Consider the following 22498-nt stretch of genomic DNA (forward strand, 5'->3'; position numbering starts at 1 on the left):
CCAGTGTTGGAATACACAGTCGAAAGTGATATTGGGTTAAAACGGGCAATTAATGAAGACCGTGCGGGATTTTTTAATCGCCAAGACGGGTTTGCACTAGCACTTGTAGCGGACGGCATGGGTGGTCATAATGCTGGCGATGTAGCGAGTGATATGGCGATGAAACAGATGGAAACCGTTTTTTTACAGGCAGAGGCACATCATTTTGCGTCAACAACATCAAAAAAAGAGTGGTTATTACAAGCAGTCAAGCAATTGAATAAAAGTATATATGACTATTCTTTATCACATGAAGACTGTAAAGGAATGGGCACGACGTTTATTGCAGTGTTAATTGAAAAAAATCATTGCTTTATCGCACATGTTGGTGATAGTCGTGTGTATTATTTCTTTGAGGATGGTGCACAACAAGTAACAAGAGATCACTCCTATGTAAATGTTCTGGTTGAAAATGGTGAAATTAGTGAAGAGGAAGCATTGACGCATCCGAAGAAAAATTTCATTTTAAAGGCAGTTGGTACAGAAGAAACGATTGAGCCAGACTTTTATGAAGTTGATTTAGCATCAGAATCGTATTTACTCATTTGCTCTGACGGTTTAAGCAATAAACTTACAGTGTATGAAATGGCATCAATTATTACGTATCCAGATTCAGTAGAAGAAAAAGGACGAAAACTTGTAGAATTAGCAAATGCAAGCGGGGGAGAAGATAACATCTCCCTCGTGCTGCTCACAAGGCAAGATGAGGAGGTGTAAGTATGCTTGTAGGTAAACGAATTAGTGACCGCTATAAAATTATAGGGCTTATTGGTGGCGGTGGTATGTCCAATGTTTATTTAGCGCATGACATGATTTTAAACCGTGATGTAGCGATCAAAATATTGCGTTATGATTTTACCAATGAGGATGAATTGTATCGCCGTTTCCAACGTGAAGCACTTTCTGCTACAAGCCTTACACATCCGAATATCGTTAGTGTTTATGATGTAGGTGATGATGGTGATCTACATTATATAGTGATGGAGTATGTCCAAGGGAAAACATTAAAGCAGTACATACAGGAATTTGCACCAATTTCTCCTGCCAGAAGTGTGCATATTATGAAGCAGTTAACGTCAGCAATTGCCAATGCTCATGAAAATCATATTATCCACCGTGACATTAAACCTCAAAATATTTTAATGGATGCAGAAGGAAATGTGAAAATAACTGATTTTGGTATAGCGATGACGCTTAGTGCAACATCATTTACACAAACAAACTCCGTGCTTGGAACGGTGCATTATTTATCGCCTGAGCAGGCTCGTGGTGGTACGGCAACAAACAAATCTGATATTTATGCACTTGGCATCGTTTTATATGAATTGTTAACGGGGGAATTGCCATTTTCAGGCGAGTCAGCTATTTCTATTGCGCTTAAACATTTACAATCAGAGACGCCATCAGTTCGAGCTTTCGATGCTACAATTCCACAAAGTGTGGAAAATGTTGTGCTAAAAGCTACAGCAAAAGATGCTTCTCACCGTTATTCGACTGTAGAAGAAATGCAAGCAGATTTGGAAACAGTTTTATCACCAAATCGTATAAATGAGTCGAAGTTTGTTATACCGGTAGATAATGATGTGACAAAGGCTATTCCGATTATAAAAGAACCAACTGTACGTCAAGACGAAGATTTAATGCAGACAAGAGCAATCGAACCAATTACACAATCAAAGCCGAAACCCGAAGCGAAGAAGCCTGTTGAAAAGGCAGTACCTGTAAAGAAAAAGAAAAAGAAAAAGTGGCCAATAGTTGTTGCTGGGTTAGTAATAGCAGCTATCGCCATCTTCCTATTCGTTTTTTTTGCAACAGATCTATTTAGCCCGAAAAAGATACCTGTACCTAGTGTGGCTAATATGACAGTTGAAGAAGCTACTAAGAAATTAGAGGCTGAAGGCTTTATGGTTGGTCAGTCGCCACAGGAGCGTTATGACGAGGACGTCGAAAAGGATAAGGTTATAGAAACTGACCCTACAGAGGGTACGGAGCGTGTAAAAGGCACAGAAGTAGACTTAATCGTGAGTCTTGGGGTAGAAACGACGAAAGTGGAAGATTATAGAGGCCAGCAAATCAGCCAAGTTCAATCAGTGCTAAAGGATAAATATTTAGATTCTGAAGTTAACTATGTAAATTCAAAAGAGCCTGAAGGACGAATTATTGAACAAGAGCCGGCACCACAAGAAGAGGTAGTCGCTAAGAATACAATAATGAAATTTACAGTAAGTGCGGGTGTAAAAATGATCACCGTAGATAATGTTGTGAAGTACACTAAAGCTCAAATGGATGAGTATGTAAGAAGAGAAGGCTTGACTTGGCGTGTTGTTCGTGAAGAAAATGATGATACAATACCAGCTGGAAGTGTTAAATCACAATTGACAAGAGCAGGAACGCAGGTTGAAGCGGGCACTGCAATCGCAGTTATTTTAAGTAAAGGACCTGCAGCAAGGCCGGATAAAACTTGGGTGAAAACTGTGAAAATTGAATATAAACCAAATGAGGAAGGTTTAGAGCAAACTATTCGAATTGATATTCAAGATAAAAGCCATAAAACGTTAACAACAGTTGAAAAATTTACTATTACGGCTGATCAAGAGCACCGAATACAGCTTGTTATTGCAGATGGTCAGGATGCAGCTTATAAAATTATTCGTGATTCAGAAATTATTGCTGAAGAAACATTCAACTACGATGATGTCAAATAAGGGGGAATTGGATGGCGCAAGGCCAAATTCGTAAAGCATTAAGCGGTTATTACTATGTATATGATGGAGAAGAACTAATACAATGTCGAGGACGTGGGGTATTTCGCAATCGAGGGGAATCCCCACTCGTTGGCGACATCGTAGAATATACTCTGGAAACAAAAGGGTCGGACGGTACTATTCAAAAAATTATGGAACGCCAAAATGAATTAGTACGTCCTCCTATAGCCAATATTGATCAAGGTATTCTTGTGTTTTCTGTAAAAGAACCTAATTTTAATACGATTTTACTCGATCGTTTCTTAGTTGTTTTAGAGTCATTTCATGTTCATCCGATTATTTGTTTAACAAAGATGGATCTCCTAGAAGACCATGAACGTGAGGAATTGCAAGGTTATATAGCAGATTATGAGCGTATGGGTTATACCGTGCTACAAACCTATAAGGGTGAGGAAGAATTAGTTGAACGTCTACAACCTATTTTAAAGGAGAAAACCTCCGTATTAGCAGGGCAATCTGGAGTTGGAAAATCTACACTATTAAATACATTGATTCCAGATTTAAATTTAAAAACAGGCATTATTTCACAAAGCTTAGGGCGTGGTAAACATACAACTCGCCATGTCGAACTAATCGAAGTATGTGACGGTTTATTAGCAGATACTCCAGGATTTAGTTCATTTGATTTTGATGAAATAGAAAAAGAAGAATTAGGCGCCTGTTTCCCAGAAATGGCCCGTATGGCAGATGATTGTAAATTTAGAGGCTGTTTACACTTGAAGGAACCAAAATGCGCAGTAAAAGCAGCGGTGGAGACGGGGGAAATTCGTGACTACCGCTATAAACACTACGAACAATTTTTACAAGAAATTATGGATCGAAAGCCGAGGTATTAATGATGATACAGATAGCACCATCAATTTTAGCAGCCAACTTTGCTAAATTAGGAGAAGAAGTTAAGGAAGTAGAAAAAGCAGGTGCACAGCTTATTCATATCGATGTTATGGATGGTCATTTTGTGCCAAATATTTCATTTGGCTCTATCGTATTAGACGCCATTCGTCCTTTAACGGATTTACCGTTAGATGTACATTTAATGATCGAAAATCCTGATCAGTATATTGAACAATTCGCCAAAGCAGGGGCAGACTATATTACGGTGCATGTAGAAGCTTGCCGCCATTTACACCGTACAATCCAATTAATTCGATCATTTGGAGTCAAACCTGGTGTTGTATTAAATCCACATACACCAATAGAATCCATTCAACACATATTAGAGGATATTGATATGGTGTTGTTCATGACTGTGAATCCAGGGTTTGGCGGGCAAAAATTCATTCATTCTGTAGTGCCGAAAATTGAAGCATTAGCAACTATTATTAAAGAAGGTAATCTTGATATTGCTATAGAGATCGATGGTGGAATTAATGCAGAGACTATTGTTCCTTGTGCAAAAGCAGGAGCAACTATTTTTGTAGCTGGTTCTGCAATTTATAGTAAAGAAGATCGTACAGCGGCACTTCAAGAAATTTTAGCTGCTGGTGAGGCAGCGATTCAAGGATGACCAAAGTCGTTGTTTGTGCAGGTGGACCAAAAGAGGAACTCTGTTCATTTAGTCCGTTTATAGAGCAAAGTGATGTATTATTTATCGGAGCTGATCGAGGAGCGCTATATTTAATCGAGCAAGGCATCACACCACATGCCATAGTAGGAGATTTTGACTCTTTATCAAAAGAGGAATACAAACTGGTGATGGCACATACAAATGATAGACAACGATTCCAAGAAGAAAAAGATGAAACAGATACGGACTTAGCACTATTAAAAGCCTTGACCTATACACCACTAGAAATTGTTCTTACAGGTGTTACGGGTGGACGTTTAGATCATTATGAGGCAGCAGTTCGTTCGATTTATCGTTTACAAAAAGAGTATCCACACGTAGTATTGAAGATTATTAATCATGCAAATATGTTGCGATTTTTAATGCCAGGCAAGCACATCATAGAAGTAGATAAGCAATACCGTTATATATCTTTCTTTGCACATGAAGAGCCGATTAAAGATGTGACATTAAGGCAAGTAAAATATGAAACAACAAATGAAGAAATCTCTCTTGGTACATCCCGCTTTACAAGTAATGAAATAATAGGCAATTCAGGGTCTATATCTTTCTCACAAGGCATATGTTTAATGATAAGAAGCATAGATTAGCGTAAGGGGGAGAGAGTCCTGAAAGTATATACATTCCAGCTGCCGAAATTTGTAAGCAGTATTACGCGTACGTGTATCAACATTTTCAAAAAAGATAAGAAAGTAAAAAAATCCGACTAACACTAGTCGGATTTTTTTTTGGTGTTGAAAAACAATACGGTCAAGGAATTCTTTGTGAATATTGTGGTGGGTGATTTCTGTTCCAGGTTACTCGCTACAGCAACAAATGTTTTAACTGTGCGAAAGCGTAGCGGCAGCAACAAAGCGCCCAGTCGGAACGGAGATTACCCCCTCGCTTTGCAGAAGAACTATACTTTATATTATATCGTAACTGCCCTTTTCTACAGATAATAAGCGGTTTTTTGGGTTGGATAGCTATATGTGAAGAAAACCGCAAGCAATTACGTTCCTTGTCATTGCTTGCGGCTTAGTCACTTTATTGTATTTATAGTAAATCCACTAGTAGGATGATTAAATATGACTTATTCATAAAGGCGGTTGATAGCTTGCCTAGTTATTGAGAAAGAAAAAAATCGATTTGCGCCAAATGCGAAATCGATTTTTTGGAAGCGGCGATTAAACGCGCTCGATTTTACCTGATTTTAATGCACGAGCAGAAACCCATACACGTTTTGGTTTACCGTCTACTAAGATACGAACTTTTTGAAGGTTAGCACCCCAAGAACGTTTGCTAGCGTTCATAGCGTGGGAACGGTTGTTACCAGTACGAGCTTTACGCCCAGTGATTACACATTGTTTTGGCATGTTGTATTCCCTCCTTACTGTCAATGCTGAAAGATTATTATTTCAGTTCGGTATTTCACATACCATAATAATTTAACATACGATGACGTTCAGTGCAATAGTTTTCACATAACCTTTCAAGAAAAAAACCTTTACAGACTAAAAACACTTGTTAAATAATGGGTGGTAATTCCTAGATGAAACAATTATTGGGAGAAATAATTGGAAGTTTTCAATTTTATTCCGCCCGATTGGAGAAGGCTCATAATCAGTAGGGGATAAAGAAAATCCACTTCCATAACGTTTTATTTTCCTCGGTAGCCAAGCTTCATGGAAACACGTTTACCAGTTTCCACTAAACGCTCTGTAAGTGTATTAGTATGTTCTGCTGAAGCGTTAAAGCTAACAAAACCTATACTTATTGCACCGACTATTTCATTGAAACCATTTACAATGGATACTGCGATCGAGGATGTTCCAGCCGTTCTTTCCCCATGACTAATGGCAAACCCTTGTAGTCTTATTTGATCAAGCTGTGCCTCTAATTCAGAGATTTCTTCATGAGGAATAAGCTGTTTAATAATTTCCCTTGCTTGAGAAATAGGCATTGTGGCTAAAATTGCCTTATTTGCAGCCCCGATATTCATCGGAATACGAATGCCTAACTGATCGTAAATTCGAATCGGGTTAGTTGTACTGTCAATTCTTTCAATGATAATTGTATCTAAACCAGCAGGCTTACTTAAATAGACGCTTTCCTCGACTTCTCTTGCTAAACGTTCTAGTTCTGGCCTAATTTTACTAATGTAGTCCATCGTATCATACACTTGTAGGCCAAGTTCCATCCATATTGTACCGAGACGATATTGTTTAGTTTGATCGTCTTGTTCAATCATCCCCTCTTTAATCATCGCTTTTAAAATTCTATGTAGTGTGCTAAGTGGTAAATTGCATTTTGCCGAAAGCTCTGAAATGGACAAACTGTTTTCATTTGCTTCAGAAGCCAAAACTTTAGCGATTGTCATAGCTCGTTCTAATAATTGCATTCATAACCCACCTCTCTTTCATTTATTTTATTTTTATTCATTGTCTACGTCTAGCTACATAATCGTGGATATTTGTTTTGTTACCCTTGAAGAGAATGAATATATAAATTTTTCTAAATATATTGACATTATATCTTAAAGCACATATATTTTTCATATAAACTTTCCTCTTAACGGAAACGTTTTCCACTACGCGGAAAAGGGGTGAAAGGAATGCATTATTGTTCATCTATGTATGCACCTTTGAGACACGTAATAGTAAAACATCCAAAAGATGCTTTCCGAAACCAAGAACATCTTAGCGATGAATGGAAAACATTTAACTACTTATCGGAACCTAGCTATAAAGAGGCTCTTAAAGAATATGCACAATTTATGAGCATTCTAGAAAAGTATGTTGAAAAAATTGATTTTTTACCAGAATCAGATGAAGTAGGGCTCGATTCGCTGTATGTGCATGATCCTGTAAAATTCACACCAAATGGTGCTATTATCTTAAAATCCGGGAAAAAATCACGACAGCTAGAAGCAGCTGTTTATAAAGAGTTTTTACAGGAAAAAGGTATTCCGGTTATCGGAGAATTGACTGGAGAGGCTGTATCAGATGGTGGCGATATTGTTTGGCTTGATGATCGTACACTTGTTGTAGGTCGAGGCTATCGAACGAATGATGAAGCTATTCGTCAGCTAAAAGACATGACGAAGGATGTGGTCGATGAATTCATTGTTGTGCAGCTACCGCATGATTTAGGGGAAGCAGAATGTTTACACTTAATGTCTTTCATTAGTATGGTGGATAAGGATTTAGCAGTTGTACATTCACGATTAATGCCAGTTTTCTTCCGTCAGCTTTTAATCGACCGAGGTATTCAATTAATTGAGGTCCCGAAAGATGAATATGATGCGCTAGGCTGTAACGTTCTAGCGCTTGCGCCTAGAGTATGTATTGTTCCAATTGGAAATCCAATGACCAAGCAACAATTACTTCATGCAGGTGTAACAGTTTATGAATATAAAGGAAATGAAATTTCGATAAAAGGAACAGGTGGACCAACATGTTTAACCTGCCCAGTAGTAAGAGAAAAAAAGGAGATGAAGTAAAATGTTTAAAAATGTTATTGTAAAAGACCCAGGAAATAGTTATGTAAATGGTTTAACGACTAGTGACTTAGGAAAACCGATTTTAGAAAAATTATTTGAGCAGCATGAAAAATATGTTGAAGCCTTAAAAAGATGTGGCGTGGAGGTTACACAGCTTCGAGCAAATGAAGCCTTTCCAGATTCAACATTCGTAGAGGATACGGCTGTTTTAACATCTGAATTTGCCATTATCTCAAATCCAGGGGCCGAAGCTCGTAATCGTGAGATTGAGGAGATCGTACCAGCAGTTAAAAAGTTCTATGAAAAATTATATTATATCGAGGGTACAGGAACACTTGATGGCGGAGATGTATTGCAGGCAGAAAAGAAATTTTATGTCGGCATCTCTGATCGTACAAATGAAGAAGGGGCTCGACAATTTAAAGAAATCGTAGAAAAAGAAGGCTATGAGGCAACGATTGTTCCGCTAAAAGAATTTTTCCATTTAAAGACGGGCATCGCGTATGTTGGAGAAAATCGTATGGTAGTAGCAGGAGAGTTTATCGATCATCCTTCATTCGAATCCTATGAAAAAATTATTATTCCAAAAGAAGATGAGTATTCAGCAAACTGTATTCAAGTAAATGATTATGTCATTATTCCAGTAGGCTATCCAGAAACAAATCGTAAATTAAACGATTTAGGCTACCAAACAATTGAGCTTGAAATGTCGGAATTTAGAAAACATGATGGTGGGCTAAGTTGTTTGTCATTACGTTTTTAGTTCAATAAAAAAATACCTAATCAATATCAATTATGTCTTAGCATAATTCCATGACACCCGCTGAAAGAAGTCAAATAGGATAAATTGATTGGGTACTTTAGTAGAATTGATATCAGAACATTCAATGTATTGATTACAACTAGAGAGTGGGGATGGATGTTGAGTAAAGGGGAACAACGGCAAGATCATCAATTAAACCGTTCAATGAAGAGTCGTCATTTATTAATGCTATCGCTCGGAGGAGTTATTGGAACAGGGCTATTTTTAAATGTTGGCTTTACAATTAATCAGGCAGGTCCTGGAGGGGCATTAATCGGTTATTTATTCGGTGGCTTAATATTGTACATGGTTATGAATTGTCTTGGAGAATTAGCGGTGTATATGCCTGTAACTGGTTCTTTCCAAACCTATGCAACACGTTTTATCAGTCCTTCAGCAGGATTTTCTTTAGGGTGGATGTATTTTGTCGGTTCAGCTGCCACAGCGGGGGTGGAATTTACAGCAGCGGGAATTTTGATGCAGCATTGGTTCCCACATGTTCCTATTTGGATTTGGTGTGCCGTATTTATGGTCCTATTATTTACTCTAAATGCATTAACAACAAGAGGCTTTGCGGAAGCGGAATTTTGGTTTGCAAGTATTAAAGTCATTGCGGTTATTGCATTTATCGTTATAGGGGTGGCAGCAATTTTTGGAATGATTCCGTTAGCTGATCGTCCGACACCACAATTTACGAATTTAGCACCGTCTGGTTTATTTCCGGCAGGTATTTCAATCATATTTGTCACAATGATGAATGTTATCTTTTCTTATCAAGGTTCTGAACTTGTTGGTATTGCTGCAGGAGAAACTGAAAGTCCGGAAAAAAATATTCCTCGGGCAATAAAGACAATTCTTTTTAGGATTATTGTTTTCTATATTGCTTCTATTATTGTTTTATCTGCGATATTCCCTTCATCGGAGCTTGGGCTATTGGAAAGTCCATTTGTCACATTGATGAATTTAGCTGGTGTTCCATATGCAGCTGGCATCATGAACTTTGTTATTTTAACGGCGATATTATCAGTAGGTAACTCGTGTCTTTATGCGTCCACACGCTTATTATGGTCGATGTCAAAAGAGGGAATGGCGCCTAAACTATTTGGACGACTAACGAAAAATAAAGTGCCATTCAATGCACTCGTTTTTACGATGCTTTTCTCGTTGCTTTCTTTATTAACGAGTGTGATGGAAGCAGCTGCAGTATTTGTATTACTCATGTCTATTGCTGGAATTTCTGTAACAATTTCATGGATGGGGATATGCGCATCTCAATTGATGTTCCGGTATCATTATGTGAAAGCAGGAGGAGATGTGGCTAATTTAAGATTTAAAACGCCATTTTATCCATTGATTCCGGTGTTCTGTATTATTTTTTGTATGTTAATTCTTGTCTTTTTAGCATTCGATCCAACACAAAGAGCTGGTTTATTATATGGAGTTGGTTTCTTTATTATTTGCATGATTTTCTATAAATTGAAATTGAGTAAATCAAATACAGTTTCTTCTGAGGTTAGCTCACCATGATGTGGTGTTGATTTCCGTTCCGACTGGGCGCTTTGTTGCTGACGCTTCGCTTTCGCACAGTTAAAACATTTGTTGCTGACGCTTCGCTTTCGCACAGAGTAAAGCTTCCTGGGGGCGTCCGATGAGCCGCTTCACTCGCGTTGCTCGCTCTAGGGTCTCATCTGTGACGCTGATCTCCAAGGAGTCGCCCAGTCTCCACTCCAATCAACTTATATATATGGTATACGTTTTTTTAATGTCATTCCTAACTATTGGTGATGAAATTGAAATGAAAAAAGAGGAATCATTTGATTTACATTTAAATGCAATTGATTTTGAGGAAATAAAGGAGAATTTTTATGACTATTTATCTTTGGAATACACCTGAAAAGCTACGTGCATTATTATGTGAAATTGTCAGTTGGGAGAGTAGGACATTAACTAAAGGTGAGCATGAATTTGCCCATAAATTAAAAAACAAATTGCAAACGCTTTCTTATTTTCAGGAAAACCCAGAATTTATTGAATTACATGATGCGGGCCTTGAACGTAATGCTGTAACTGCCTTGTATAAGCACCCATCTGCAACAGAAACGCTTGTGTTAATTAGTCATTTTGATACGGTCCATACTGAAGAGTATGGCGAGCTGGAACCATTAGCCTTTTACCCTGAAGAGCTGACAAAAAAGCTAATGGAACCAAAATACAAAAAGGATTTACCTGAAGCGGCAAGAATTGATTTGGAATCAGGCAACTATTTATTCGGTCGTGGAACGATGGATATGAAAATGGGGCTTGCTTTGCATATGCAGTTGATTGAAAAGGCAAGTATCGAAGAATGGCCCATCAACCTTATTTTAACGGCGGTGCCAGATGAAGAAGTGAATTCTGCAGGGATGCGTGCAGCAGTTGTAGAGCTTGTCAGACTTCGTGAACAGCACAGACTTTCTTATAAACTATTTTTAAATAGTGAGCCTTCTTTTTCACAAGGTCCAACTGATATCAATGAATATATTTATTCAGGAACTATCGGTAAAATTATGCCTGCTGCCTTATTTTACGGAAAAGAGACACATGTGGGTGAGCCATTAAAAGGTATGACCGCAAATTTTATTGCTTCCTACATGACGCAGCATATGGAGTGGAATCCTGTTTTCCGTGAGACAGATCTCGGTGAAAGTACGCCATTACCTGTATCCTTACAATTAAAAGATTTGAAAATGGAGTATTCTACACAAACACCATATCGTGCAGCAGCACTTTACAATGTGTTTTTATTAAAGCGCACAGCAGCGCAAGTAATGGATATTTTTGAACAAGTTGCATTGGAAGCAATGTCAGCTTGTAATGAACAGTATAAGCGAATTTGTGAGCGAGAAAAGGTACAAGGTGTAGGTGAAGTAAACGTACTTCGTTATGAGGCACTTTTAGAGTATGCGATTAATAAATTAGGCGCCAAGGAAGTAGATATAATTAAAAGTCAAGTTATTGAAAATATCGCATGGGATGATCGAGAGAAATCTATTCGCATTGTGGATCAGCTAATGATTCGTTGCCAGGAACTATCACCAGCGACAGTGTTGTTATATGCACCACCTTACTATCCGGCAATCAATTCATCTAATGATCCTCTTGTTATTCAATCCATTGAATTGATGAAGAAAACAGCCAAAACATTTAATATTGAAGTGGAGCAAATTCACTATTTTAATGGAATTTGTGATTTGAGCTATGTCAATTATTCGGATAACTCTAATGAATGGATAGCATTCGAACGCAACACACCTGTATGGGGAGAGACGTATAGTATTCCGTTTGAGGCAATGTCCGCATTACAGGGACCTGTTTTAAATGTTGGACCGTTTGGGAAGGATGCTCACCAAAAGACGGAAAGACTACATGTGGATAGTGCATTTAAGGAAATGCCAGTGATGATTGATTCGCTTATTAAAAGCCTGTTTTGATGTAAGGAGTAGAATGGCATCAAGGGATGTACAATCGAACGCTGTTATAAAGTTATTCTGTTCGAATATATGGTGAGGAGCCGTAATATTCACTTTGAACTTTTGGGAGTTTACCAAAAATTACAATCGTTCAATTTTGTTAAAAAAGTTGATGTATATAAACATCAGCTTTTTTTGTTTCGAGATTTAATGCAGCGGAAATGGAATGCCAAATCTAGAGGTTCTGTTTTTGACTACGAAAATCAGCCAAGGTAGAGTAGTTCCTTTTTCAACAATTTTGCAAAGACTACTTGTATTTTTCATAATTTAGACGATAAAAATAGAACAAATGATCTTCATTCAGCAATGTGTTCTGTGCGAAAGCAAAGCGACAGCAACAAATGTGTTCTGTGCGAAAGCAAAGCGACAGCAACAAATGTTTTCGCAAGTTTGTTTTATTAGGAGCGGACATTATGGAAAATCAAGAAAAGCTAGTTCTCTCTATACAGAAAGAAATGATTCAATTTAATTTAAAACGGATGCGAGCGGTAGCATGGACATTGATGTATATATCAACCGTCATTACGATTATTCATTATGGAGAGGTCTTTTTTTCGAATTCAGAAAGAGCGATGGTGCCAGCATATATAGCTATTCACACGATATTGTTTTATATAGATTTAGCGGTGTTAGTATTTGTAAAAGAGAAGAAATTTCAGGTTACAACGCTAAATATGCGAAAATATGAATCTATCTTACTTACATATATCTATACGATATTGTTATTGATTACTGTAATAACCGTAATGGACGTTTATTTCTTTAAACATGCAGCTCTTTATGAGGTACTATTTTTAATGATTTGCACTGTTTTTTCCGTCCGTTTCTGGAAAATTTTCCTCCTTGTGGCAATAACGGTACCACCAATTTTAATAAGTGCTTATCTAAGTGTTGGGGTATCAGGTGAAGGTATTAAAATACTATTACCGATGTTCCTTATTATTCCTATAGGGCTAGTTATTCAGCGACATATTTATAAAATGCAAAGACAATTTACGAAAGAACATATTTTATTGCAAGAAGAAATGACAAAGTCCAAGAAATTGTCAAATTTATTAGCTGAGAAAAATAATGAACTATTAGAGCAAGCACTACGGGACACATTGACCAATTTACCAAATCGACGGGCTTTAAATAATAAATTGACACAAATAGGGCAACAACTTAGTAAACCAAAATCTTTATCTGTCATGATGATCGATATTGATTTCTTTAAAAATTTTAATGATCATTACGGTCATTTACAAGGTGATGAAGCATTAATAAAAGTGGCGACTCTTTTAGATGAAATTGCTGAAAAATATAATGCATTTGCAGCACGTTGGGGAGGCGAAGAATTCGTAATCGTTAGCCAGCATGCCGCCAAGTTTTCAGAGCATGTTTGTGAGGAAATTTTAGAGGAAGTACGCAACTTAAACATTCGTCATGAGCATTCGATAGTAGCTGATATTGTAACGGTCAGCATCGGGATGTGCCATGTTAAAATTACAAATAGCGAGCAATTGAAAACATGCTGTGAAATAGCTGATCAAGCAATATACACAGCAAAGCAACACGGTCGTAACAACTTTTACAGCAAAAATGGAAATTTCGATGAAGATGTATGTTTGCCTTTATAATGTCAGAAAAACGTTGATACAGTGCGCTTTCATGCCTTCCAAGGTTGCTTAATGTATAACGAAAGTGTTACAATATCATTTAGTCAAAAAGAGCCAAGGGGGCATTTCTATGTCAATTGAGTTAAACAATGAATTCGGCCAAATTGATATTTCAACAGATGTACTTGCACAAATAGCTGGTGGCGCTGCTGTAGAATGCTACGGTATTGTTGGCATGGCATCTAAACATCAAATTCGTGATGGTCTAACTGATATTTTACGTAAAGAAAATTTTGCAAAAGGTGTTGTAATTCGAAAACAGAACGACGATTTACATATTGATATGTACATTATTGTTAGTTACGGGACAAAAATTTCGGAAGTTGCTTATCAAGTACAATCGAAAGTGAAATATACAGTGGATAAAACATTAGGTATGAGCGTAAAATCTGTCAATATCTTTGTGCAGGGCGTTCGTGTAGCGAATTAAGAGGAGGAACTAAATCTAATGCAGTCTTTAGACGGAATAAAGTTTGCAGAAATGGTGCAAATGGGTGCCCATCACCTATTCCAAAATGCAAATTATGTTGATTCATTAAATGTATTTCCAGTACCAGATGGTGATACTGGAACGAATATGAACTTATCGATGACATCTGGAGCAAAGGAAACGGAGCAGTATGTCTCAGAACATATCGGCAAAACATCCCAAGCTTTATCAAAAGGTTTACTTATGGGAGCACGCGGGAATTCTGGCGTTATTTTATCGCAGTTATTCCGTGGCTTTGGTAAATTTATTGAAAAAGAAGCGACAATTGATGCTAAGGGCTTAGCGGGTGCTTTCCAAGCAGGCGTTGAAACTGCCTATAAAGCAGTAATGAAACCGGTTGAAGGTACAATTTTAACAGTTGCACGTGAAGCGGCGAAAAAAGGCGTGGAAGTGGCAGAAACTGAAACCGATATCATTGCAGTAATGGAAGCATTTACTGCTGAAGCACAGGCTTCATTAGAGCGTACACCTGATCTTTTACCTGTTTTAAAAGAAGTAGGTGTTGTAGACAGTGGCGGCCAAGGTCTATTGTTTGTGTATGAAGGATTTTTAGCATCCTTAAAAGGTGAGCCATTACCGGTGAAAAATGAAGCAACTTTAGATGATTTAATTAATGCAGAACATCATAGAGCGCAAGATTTCATGGATACTTCGGATATTGAATTTGGGTATTGTACAGAAATTATGGTACGTTTTGAAGAAGGAAAAGAGCCGTTTAGCGAGGAACAATTCCGTAATGAATTAAATCCACTTGGTGATTCTTTACTTGTTATTTCAGATGAAGAGATCGCAAAAGTGCATATTCATTCTGAGCAACCAGGCTCTGTTTTAGCAATGGGTCAAAAATATGGTAGTCTTATTAAAATTAAGGTCGACAATATGCGTGAACAGCATTCTGCCATTGTTGGTGAGGATCATAAAGCACCTTCTCCAGTCAAAAAAGCAGAAAAGCATCCATATGCAATTGTAACGATTGCAATGGGCGAGGGAGTTGCTGAATTACTTCGTTCAATTGGTGCTTCTTATGTTATTGAAGGCGGTCAAACAATGAACCCTTCAACTGAAGATATTGTGAAGGCGGTACAGGAAATTGGTGCTGAAAAAGTATTAATTTTACCGAATAACAAAAATATCGTCATGGCAGCAGAACAAGCAGTAGAGCTTTTAGATATAGAAGCGGCTGTAGTTCCAACGAAAACAATCCCTCAAGGTATGGCAGCGATTTTATCGTTTAATCCAGAGGCGACAGTTGAAATGAACCAAGCAACAATGACAGAAGCTTATGCAAATGTTAAAACAGGTCAAGTAACTTATGCAGTTCGAGATACATCTATTGATGGTGTAGAAATTCATAAGGATGATTTCATGGCTCTAGCAGAAGGTAAAATTGTATTATCTACTCCGGCATTAAAAGATGCCGCTGAGAAGGTAATTACTGATTTAGTGGATGAAGATGCAGAAATTGTAACAGTCATTTATGGCGAAGATACAACGGAAGAAAATGCTTCGGAATTAGTGAGATTTATTGAAGAGAAATATCCAGAGGTTGAAGTAGAGTTATTTAATGGTAAACAAGGATTATATCCGTATATTATTTCGGTAGAATAATTCGATGCTACTTTGTGAATGAGTAGATAAAGCAGTGCACACAATGTGTACTGCTTTTGTTTATGGTACAAAGAGACTAGGGGATTATATTGGATATTAATAAACTGAAATAAACGATTTGGTGTGCGTATCCAGAAGACGGTGTGTTTGTAAATGCTGGAATATCAGCGGATTGAAATTATTGTTTATTTGGAGGAGACAAAAGATAATTAATATTTCCACTGTGTAAATTATAGTCGCTTAAATTTTCAGAAAGTTGATAAAAGAAATACTTTGCTTTTATAGTAACTATCAAGCATTATATAAGTAAAAAGTCAAAAATATTATATAGTTAGAATAGAGGGGTGTTAGTATGAAGTTTACTTCAGTATTTGATATTATTGGACCAGTGATGATTGGGCCTTCTTCTTCTCATACGGCAGGTGCGGCACGAATTGGGCGTGTTGCTAGAGATTTATTTGGAAGACAACCAAAATGGGCAAAAATACACTTATATGGTTCGTTTGCGGAAACGTATAAAGGACATGGAACAGATGTAGCTTTGATTGGGGGTCTATTGAATTACGATACATTCGATGAGCGAATTAAAACAGCTTTTGCCGATGCAGAAAAGGCGGGATTAGACTATGAGTTTATCCCAGAAACAGCTAACATGGAACATCCGAATACAGCTCGCCTTGTAATTGGCGATGATGAAGGAGAGATGTCCGTTGTTGGTATTTCAATCGGTGGCGGTAAAATTGAAGTTAGTGAGGTTAATGGCTTCAAGCTTCGTCTAACAGGTGGAATGCCGGCAATTCTTGTTGTCCATGATGATCGTGCTGGCTGTATTGCCAATGTGGCAAATTGCTTAGCGATGCATGCAGTTAATATTGGGCATATGGAAGTTTCTCGTATTGAGCGTGGTTTAACAGCCCTTATGGTGATAGAAGTCGATCAAAACATCGAGGATAAAGTATTACAACAAATTTCTTTAATACCACATATTTCGAAAGTTTCTAAAATTAATAACTAAGGAGGTGTCCCAATATGGACGTATTGTTTCATAATGTTCGTGAACTAGTTGAACGAGCGGAGCAAGAAGGAAAACTAATTTCTGAAATTATGATAGAGCAGGAAATGTTAATAACTGGACGCACTAGGGAAGAAATTATACAGCAAATGGACAATAATTTGACAGTGATGGAGGAAGCTATTGAAAGAGGCTTGAAGGGTGTTAAATCTGTAACAGGCTTAACAGGCGGTGACGCAGTATTGCTTCAGAATTACATTGCACAAGGAAATTCATTGTCGGGAGATTTATTACTAGATGCAGTAAGTAAAGCGGTTGCGACAAATGAAGTTAATGCGGCTATGGGGACAATTTGTGCTACCCCAACTGCAGGCTCGGCTGGAGTTGTACCAGGGACATTGTTTGCAGTGAAGAACAAGCTAAATCCGACACGTGAGCAAATGATTCGTTATTTATTCACATCGGGTGCTTTCGGCTTCGTTGTTGCCAATAATGCTTCGATTTCAGGCGCTGCCGGTGGCTGTCAAGCAGAGGTTGGCTCAGCTGCTGGTATGGCAGCGGCTGCAATTGTTGAGATGGCTGGTGGTACCCCGCAGCAATGTTCAGAAGCATTTGCCATTACACTCAAAAATATGCTAGGGCTTGTTTGTGATCCAGTAGCTGGATTAGTAGAGGTTCCTTGTGTTAAGCGGAATGCTATGGGAGCGGCGAATTCACTTGTAGCAGCGGATATGGCACTTGCAGGGGTTACAAGTCGCATCCCGTGTGATGAAGTGATTGGCGCAATGTATCGAATTGGACAATCTATGAGTCCGAATCTAAAAGAAACAGCCCGTGGAGGCCTTGCTGCAACTCCAACAGGTAAAGCTATTAGCAAAGCCATTTTTGATAATGGCAATTTAGAAAGTATTAAGTCACTTCAAAAATAAAAGATAGTAAACACGCTTTCCTCAGGGGGCGTGTTTTTTTGAGGTGAAAATAAAAGGCATAATGGTGAAATGGTACGGGTGGATATTTTGGACAAAGAGTATAAATTCTCTGGTGATACTCCTGATTCTAGTCTCATCACCATAACGTGTGTTTGATTTCCGTTCCAACTAGGCGCTTTGTAACTGCCACTTTGCTTTCGCGCAGAGCTTTCTGGGGTTGTCCGATGAGCCGCTTCATTCGCGTTGCTCTATTACTGAGCCCAAGGAGTCGCCCGGTCGTAACGAAGATCAACCTATTTACTTAGCGTACATTTTAGCTACTTTCAGTGAATGTATATTGTACCGAAAGCGTAGCTGTAGGTACATGTTTTATGTAAAGTAAGTGATCTGATATTAATTATAAAGAGTGTAATTGAGGGGGTAAATCGTAAACTAGATAAATTGAAGTTTATGGGAAAATAGGATGAAAAAGTGATAATTTTTTCGATATAATTAACTATCAATCAATTATTAATGAATTGAATTGCTATCTTACTTAAAATGAAAAGTTATATAATAATATGGAGAATAATACGTGTTCAAATGTTTAAACGCTAACAACGATATAATGAAAGCTTAGAGTAATCGTAAGAAAGGGGAAACTCATATGCTGAAAAATAGTATGGTGATACGAATGACTGTAGATAAAGTACTTGTGGTGAAAAATTTAGAAGGGGCTGTCGTGCAAGGTGACTGATTTAACGAACCCCGTTACTAATTTAAAGGGAATCGGGAAAGAAACAGCAGGACATTTAGAAGCGTTGGGCATCGAGACGGTAGCGGATTTGTTATGGACGTTTCCACATCGACACGAGGATTTTCGTTTGAAAGATTTGGCGCAAACACCACATAATGAACGTGTCACTGTTGAGTGTAAAGTTGAGCGTGAACCAACAGTATTGTTTTTAGGTCGCAATAAATCACGATTACAAGTGACGGTGCTGGCAGGTCGACATTTAGTGAAGGTTGTTTTTTTTAATCAAGGCTACTTAAAGCAAAAGCTTGTACCTGGAGCTATCATTACCGTTACAGGTAAATGGGATAGAGGCAGACAAGTTATTAATGGAACGTCTGTAACATTTGGTCCTAAAACAGATCAAGTTGACTTTGAACCTGTTTATAGTTTAAAAGGTTTAATTCCGCAAAAGCGTTTTCGTAAATATATGCGCCAGGGGCTAGATGAGTTTGGTGATGACATACCTGATGTTGTTCCACAGCGCTTACGTACGGATTATAAGCTCGCTACAATACGGGAGGGGCTTGAGGGAATACATTTTCCTCTTGATGCAGGACATGCAAAGCAGGCTAGAAGGCGCTTTGCCTATGAAGAGTTACTAAACTTTCAACTACGTATTCAAGCGTTACGTAAAATCCGAAAGGACAGTGAGCACGGTACTGTTATACAATTTGATTTGCAAAAGATACGTGCCTTTATTGCATCGTTACCATATGAATTAACGGGTGCGCAAAAACGCGTCGTCAATGAAATTTGCAAAGATTTAAAAGAGCCACATCGTATGAACCGCTTACTCCAAGGTGATGTAGGGTCAGGGAAAACTGTTGTCGCGGCAATATGTTTATATGCGGCTATAACTGCTGGTTTTCAGGGAGCATTAATGGCACCAACGGAAATTTTAGCAGAGCAGCATGCTGAAAGTTTGAAGGAATGGTTTGAGCCATTTGGCGTACGTGTAGCTTTATTATCGGGATCGACGAAGGCAAAGGAGCGTCGTTTGCTTTTAGAAGAACTAGTAAATGGAGACATCGATATTTTAATTGGTACACATGCGCTAATTCAGCCAGATGTCGTTTTTTACAAGCTAGGTTTTGTTATTACAGATGAACAGCATCGTTTTGGTGTTGAGCAGCGTAGAATATTGCGTGATAAAGGAGAAAACCCAGATGTGCTCTTTATGACAGCAACACCAATTCCGCGTACTCTAGCGATTACAGCATTTGGAGAAATGGATGTTTCAATGATCGATGAAATGCCGGCAGGGCGTAAGCAAATTGAAACACATTGGATGAAAAAAGAGCAATTTGGCTCTGTTATGTCAAAGCTAGAATTAGAGCTTGCCGCTGGCAGGCAGGCGTATGCTATTTGTCCGTTGATTGAGGAATCAGACAAGCTGGATGTGCAAAATGCTGTAGAAATCTATGAGCAGCTTGCAACATATTTTAATGGGCGTTTCAATGTCGGATTAATGCATGGTCGCCTATCCGCTGATGAAAAAGACGCTGTCATGCGAGCTTTTAGTGAAGGAACTATTCATGTGCTTGTGTCTACAACCGTTGTTGAGGTTGGGGTTAACGTGCCGAATGCAACGTTTATGATTATTTATGACGCTGAACGCTTCGGCTTAGCTCAGCTTCATCAGCTAAGAGGGCGTGTTGGACGAGGAGAACATCAGTCGTATTGTGTGTTGCTTGCCGATCCAAAATCCGATGAAGGTAAAGAGCGAATGCAGTCGATGACGGAAACGAATGATGGTTTCCGCCTTGCTGAGAAGGATTTGGAACTACGTGGTCCGGGGGATTTCTTTGGTCGTAAACAAAGTGGTTTGCCGGATTTTAAAGTAGCGGATTTAGTGCACGATTATCGAATACTTGAAACTGCGAGAAAAGATGCGACGGATATGATCGAAACAGATGCTTTTTGGCATGATGATGAGTATAAATATTTACGTGACATGCTTGGGGATTCTGGTGTTTTACAAGGGGATCGCTTCGATTAATTGAATATCAATGCTCAATTAGGAATGTGAGCACTTGTTTATAAAACAAGTCTTGCATTCTTTTTTTATACTCTATATACTGATATTAGTACCAAGTGCTAATAACAACTAAAAAGGTGGCGAATGATGTTGAGACGAACGAAAAAAGAGCGACAGCGACTATTATCCGAAACGATAGCTGATAATCCATTCGTCACAGATGAACAGCTAGCAACACAGTTTCAGGTTAGTGTCCAAACAATTCGTTTAGATCGTATGGAGTTAGCGATTCCAGAATTACGAGAACGAATTAAAGATGTTGCTTCAAAAACCTATGAAAATGAAGTAAAATCACTACCGATTGATGAAGTAATCGGAGAAATAATTGATATTGAATTGGATAATCGTGCATTATCTATTTTTGACGTAAAAGAAGAACATGTTTTTCAGCGCAATGGCATCGCACGTGGACATCACTTGTTTGCGCAGGCAAACTCATTAGCGGTAGCAGTTATTGACGATGAACTAGCATTAACAGTACATTCTAACATTTCCTTTGTGAAACCTGTTAGAGCTGGAGATCGTGTTATTACAAAAGCAATCGTTATCGGACGTGATGAAAAAAGTCATCGTACAAAAGTAGAGTTAACGTCCACTGTTAACGGTGAAACAGTTTTTGTTGGTGAATTTGATATGTACCGCACGAAAGGTAAAGGTGAACAACAATGAAATTAGCGCTTGATGGAATGGGTGGCGACAACGCACCAAAATCAGTTGTTGAAGGTGCTTTATTAGCGTTAGAGCAAATACCGAATTTAGAAATTCAATTATATGGTCAGCAGGAAAAGCTTGAACCATTTATAAAAATACATGATCGATTAACTGTAGTACATTGTGATGAAGTTGTCGAAGGGACAGACGATCCAGCACGCGCGGTTCGTCGTAAAAAAGATTCATCGATGGCGCGAATGATGGATGCGGTTGAAGAAGGTAAGGCAGATGCTTGTCTTTCGGCAGGTAATACAGGTGCTTTAATGGCAGGAGGCTTATTTAAAGTAGGGCGTATTGAGGGGATTGCTAGACCTGCTCTAGCTACTACACTTCCTACTTTAGATGGTAAGGGCTTTTTAATGCTTGATTTAGGAGCGAATGCAGACGCGCGACCTGAGCATTTATTGCAATATGCAATTATGGGCGATATTTATGCGAAAAAGGTAGGCGGCTTACAAAAGCCACGTATCGGCTTGTTAAATATCGGTACTGAGGATAAAAAAGGGAATGAATTAACGAAGGCGACTTTTGGCTTGTTAAAAGAAGCGGATATAAACTTTATCGGCAACGTAGAAGCTCGAGATTTACTTGATGGGGTAGCAGACGTTGTTGTAACAGATGGCTTTACAGGTAATATGGTACTTAAATCAATAGAAGGTACTGCTGGCGCGTTATTTTCAATGTTAAAAGAGGCGTTTATGGCTTCGACTAAAACAAAAATTTCGGCAGTACTTATGAAAAATAATTTACGCGACCTAAAAAATAAAATGGACTATACGGAGTACGGTGGTGCAGGCTTGTTTGGTTTACAAGCACCAGTAATTAAGGCACATGGCTCATCCAATGCTAAAGCAATATACAGTGCAATTCGCCAAGCGAATACGATGGTTGAGCATACAGTCATCTCGACAATTACAGATACAGTACGTCACATAGAAATCGATTAATTTCTTTCAGCAGGTGTCTTGGTAGCGAAAGTGAAGCGTCAGCTACAAATGTTTTATGTACCGAAACCTAGCGACAGGTACACGTGTCCAAACACCTGCTGAAATATAGGAACTCAGTCTAAGACCCCACGTCCTGTGGCAATGACTGAGTGACCAACATCACGTTG

General features: G+C 38.4%; 20 protein-coding genes. 18 read left to right on the top strand and 2 right to left on the bottom strand.

What is annotated here, in order from left to right:
* Positions 1-6: 6 nt before the first annotated feature.
* Genes AC3WSO_RS05920 through spoVM form a run of 6 tightly spaced genes read left to right on the top strand, consistent with a single transcriptional unit; the run spans position 7 to position 5081 of the window.
* Positions 7-756: a Stp1/IreP family PP2C-type Ser/Thr phosphatase gene (locus tag AC3WSO_RS05920; protein WP_492534260.1), complete on the top strand. Its 750-nt coding sequence runs from the start codon at positions 7-9 to the stop codon at positions 754-756.
* Between the two features lie 2 nt (positions 757-758).
* The gene (gene pknB / locus AC3WSO_RS05925; protein ID WP_492529522.1) at positions 759-2744 is read left to right on the top strand and encodes a Stk1 family PASTA domain-containing Ser/Thr kinase; all 1986 of its coding nucleotides are present in this window, start codon (positions 759-761) and stop codon (positions 2742-2744) included.
* Positions 2745-2755: 11 nt separating this feature from the next.
* Entirely contained in the window at positions 2756-3640 is an 885-nt protein-coding gene (rsgA, locus tag AC3WSO_RS05930) for a ribosome small subunit-dependent GTPase A (protein WP_492529524.1), read from the top strand.
* Between the two features lie 2 nt (positions 3641-3642).
* Positions 3643-4311, top strand: a complete 669-nt coding sequence (gene rpe, locus AC3WSO_RS05935) for a ribulose-phosphate 3-epimerase (RefSeq protein WP_492534262.1) — start codon at positions 3643-3645, stop codon at positions 4309-4311.
* Positions 4308-4961, top strand: a complete 654-nt coding sequence (locus tag AC3WSO_RS05940; RefSeq protein ID WP_492529526.1) for a thiamine diphosphokinase — start codon at positions 4308-4310, stop codon at positions 4959-4961. Before rpe ends, AC3WSO_RS05940 begins: the two co-directional genes overlap by 4 nt.
* 18 nt (positions 4962-4979) lie before the next feature.
* On the top strand, positions 4980-5081 hold the full coding sequence (gene spoVM / locus AC3WSO_RS05945; RefSeq protein ID WP_139376952.1) for a stage V sporulation protein SpoVM: 102 nt from the start codon (positions 4980-4982) through the stop codon (positions 5079-5081).
* A 456-nt stretch (positions 5082-5537) separates the two neighbouring features.
* On the opposite strand, the gene rpmB is transcribed toward spoVM, so the two are convergent.
* Positions 5538-5726 (bottom strand): 50S ribosomal protein L28, encoded by a 189-nt coding sequence (gene rpmB, locus AC3WSO_RS05950; protein ID WP_079560418.1) that lies wholly within the window; start codon positions 5724-5726, stop codon positions 5538-5540.
* Positions 5727-6010: 284 nt separating this feature from the next.
* On the bottom strand, positions 6011-6751 hold the full coding sequence (locus tag AC3WSO_RS05955) for an IclR family transcriptional regulator (protein WP_492529528.1): 741 nt from the start codon (positions 6749-6751) through the stop codon (positions 6011-6013).
* Between the two features lie 213 nt (positions 6752-6964).
* Between AC3WSO_RS05955 and AC3WSO_RS05960 the strand changes: the two genes are divergently transcribed.
* The 12 genes from AC3WSO_RS05960 to plsX all read left to right on the top strand — a co-directional run bounded on the left by AC3WSO_RS05960 (position 6965) and on the right by plsX (position 22331).
* Positions 6965-7852, top strand: coding sequence for a dimethylarginine dimethylaminohydrolase family protein (locus AC3WSO_RS05960; protein WP_492529530.1), 888 nt, complete (start codon positions 6965-6967; stop codon positions 7850-7852).
* Position 7853: 1 nt separating this feature from the next.
* Entirely contained in the window at positions 7854-8615 is a 762-nt protein-coding gene (locus AC3WSO_RS05965; RefSeq protein ID WP_492529532.1) for a dimethylarginine dimethylaminohydrolase family protein, read from the top strand.
* 156 nt (positions 8616-8771) lie between these two features.
* Complete coding sequence (locus AC3WSO_RS05970; protein ID WP_492529534.1) at positions 8772-10181, top strand: amino acid permease; 1410 nt, start codon at positions 8772-8774, stop codon at positions 10179-10181.
* A gap of 338 nt (positions 10182-10519) precedes the next feature.
* Complete coding sequence (locus AC3WSO_RS05975; protein WP_492529536.1) at positions 10520-12124, top strand: M20/M25/M40 family metallo-hydrolase; 1605 nt, start codon at positions 10520-10522, stop codon at positions 12122-12124.
* A gap of 452 nt (positions 12125-12576) precedes the next feature.
* On the top strand, positions 12577-13782 hold the full coding sequence (locus AC3WSO_RS05980; protein ID WP_492529538.1) for a GGDEF domain-containing protein: 1206 nt from the start codon (positions 12577-12579) through the stop codon (positions 13780-13782).
* Positions 13783-13891: 109 nt separating this feature from the next.
* On the top strand, positions 13892-14251 hold the full coding sequence (locus tag AC3WSO_RS05985) for an Asp23/Gls24 family envelope stress response protein (RefSeq protein WP_492529540.1): 360 nt from the start codon (positions 13892-13894) through the stop codon (positions 14249-14251).
* Positions 14252-14269: 18 nt separating this feature from the next.
* Positions 14270-15919 carry a DAK2 domain-containing protein gene (locus AC3WSO_RS05990; protein WP_492529542.1) on the top strand — a complete coding sequence of 550 codons (1650 nt, stop codon included), beginning with the start codon at positions 14270-14272 and terminating at the stop codon, positions 15917-15919.
* A 352-nt stretch (positions 15920-16271) separates the two neighbouring features.
* Positions 16272-16934, top strand: coding sequence for an L-serine ammonia-lyase, iron-sulfur-dependent subunit beta (gene sdaAB, locus AC3WSO_RS05995; RefSeq protein ID WP_079560428.1), 663 nt, complete (start codon positions 16272-16274; stop codon positions 16932-16934).
* Between the two features lie 14 nt (positions 16935-16948).
* Positions 16949-17860 (top strand): L-serine ammonia-lyase, iron-sulfur-dependent, subunit alpha, encoded by a 912-nt coding sequence (gene sdaAA, locus AC3WSO_RS06000; protein ID WP_427488142.1) that lies wholly within the window; start codon positions 16949-16951, stop codon positions 17858-17860.
* A gap of 728 nt (positions 17861-18588) precedes the next feature.
* The gene (gene recG, locus AC3WSO_RS06005) at positions 18589-20634 is read left to right on the top strand and encodes an ATP-dependent DNA helicase RecG (protein WP_492529544.1); all 2046 of its coding nucleotides are present in this window, start codon (positions 18589-18591) and stop codon (positions 20632-20634) included.
* A 129-nt stretch (positions 20635-20763) separates the two neighbouring features.
* On the top strand, positions 20764-21342 hold the full coding sequence (gene fapR, locus AC3WSO_RS06010; RefSeq protein ID WP_079560862.1) for a transcription factor FapR: 579 nt from the start codon (positions 20764-20766) through the stop codon (positions 21340-21342).
* Positions 21339-22331 carry a phosphate acyltransferase PlsX gene (gene plsX, locus AC3WSO_RS06015; protein WP_492529546.1) on the top strand — a complete coding sequence of 331 codons (993 nt, stop codon included), beginning with the start codon at positions 21339-21341 and terminating at the stop codon, positions 22329-22331. Before fapR ends, plsX begins: the two co-directional genes overlap by 4 nt.
* Positions 22332-22498: the final 167 nt, after the last annotated feature.

The organism is Lysinibacillus sp. EB106-09-02-XG168 (assembly GCF_058791475.1).

Bases quoted from the DNA above. Each gene is read 5' to 3' on its own strand.
- pknB (WP_492529522.1), top strand. From the start codon at position 759: ATGCTTGTAGGTAAACGAATTAGTGACCGCTATAAAATTATAGGGCTT.
- rsgA (WP_492529524.1), top strand. From the start codon at position 2,756: ATGGCGCAAGGCCAAATTCGTAAAGCATTAAGCGGTTATTACTATGTA.
- rpe (WP_492534262.1), top strand. From the start codon at position 3,643: ATGATACAGATAGCACCATCAATTTTAGCAGCCAACTTTGCTAAATTA.
- AC3WSO_RS05940 (WP_492529526.1), top strand. From the start codon at position 4,308: ATGACCAAAGTCGTTGTTTGTGCAGGTGGACCAAAAGAGGAACTCTGT.
- rpmB (WP_079560418.1), bottom strand. From the start codon at position 5,726: ATGCCAAAACAATGTGTAATCACTGGGCGTAAAGCTCGTACTGGTAAC.
- AC3WSO_RS05955 (WP_492529528.1), bottom strand. From the start codon at position 6,751: ATGCAATTATTAGAACGAGCTATGACAATCGCTAAAGTTTTGGCTTCT.
- AC3WSO_RS05960 (WP_492529530.1), top strand. From the start codon at position 6,965: ATGCATTATTGTTCATCTATGTATGCACCTTTGAGACACGTAATAGTA.
- AC3WSO_RS05965 (WP_492529532.1), top strand. From the start codon at position 7,854: ATGTTTAAAAATGTTATTGTAAAAGACCCAGGAAATAGTTATGTAAAT.
- AC3WSO_RS05970 (WP_492529534.1), top strand. From the start codon at position 8,772: ATGTTGAGTAAAGGGGAACAACGGCAAGATCATCAATTAAACCGTTCA.
- AC3WSO_RS05975 (WP_492529536.1), top strand. From the start codon at position 10,520: ATGACTATTTATCTTTGGAATACACCTGAAAAGCTACGTGCATTATTA.
- AC3WSO_RS05980 (WP_492529538.1), top strand. From the start codon at position 12,577: ATGGAAAATCAAGAAAAGCTAGTTCTCTCTATACAGAAAGAAATGATT.
- AC3WSO_RS05985 (WP_492529540.1), top strand. From the start codon at position 13,892: ATGTCAATTGAGTTAAACAATGAATTCGGCCAAATTGATATTTCAACA.
- AC3WSO_RS05990 (WP_492529542.1), top strand. From the start codon at position 14,270: ATGCAGTCTTTAGACGGAATAAAGTTTGCAGAAATGGTGCAAATGGGT.
- sdaAB (WP_079560428.1), top strand. From the start codon at position 16,272: ATGAAGTTTACTTCAGTATTTGATATTATTGGACCAGTGATGATTGGG.
- sdaAA (WP_427488142.1), top strand. From the start codon at position 16,949: ATGGACGTATTGTTTCATAATGTTCGTGAACTAGTTGAACGAGCGGAG.
- plsX (WP_492529546.1), top strand. From the start codon at position 21,339: ATGAAATTAGCGCTTGATGGAATGGGTGGCGACAACGCACCAAAATCA.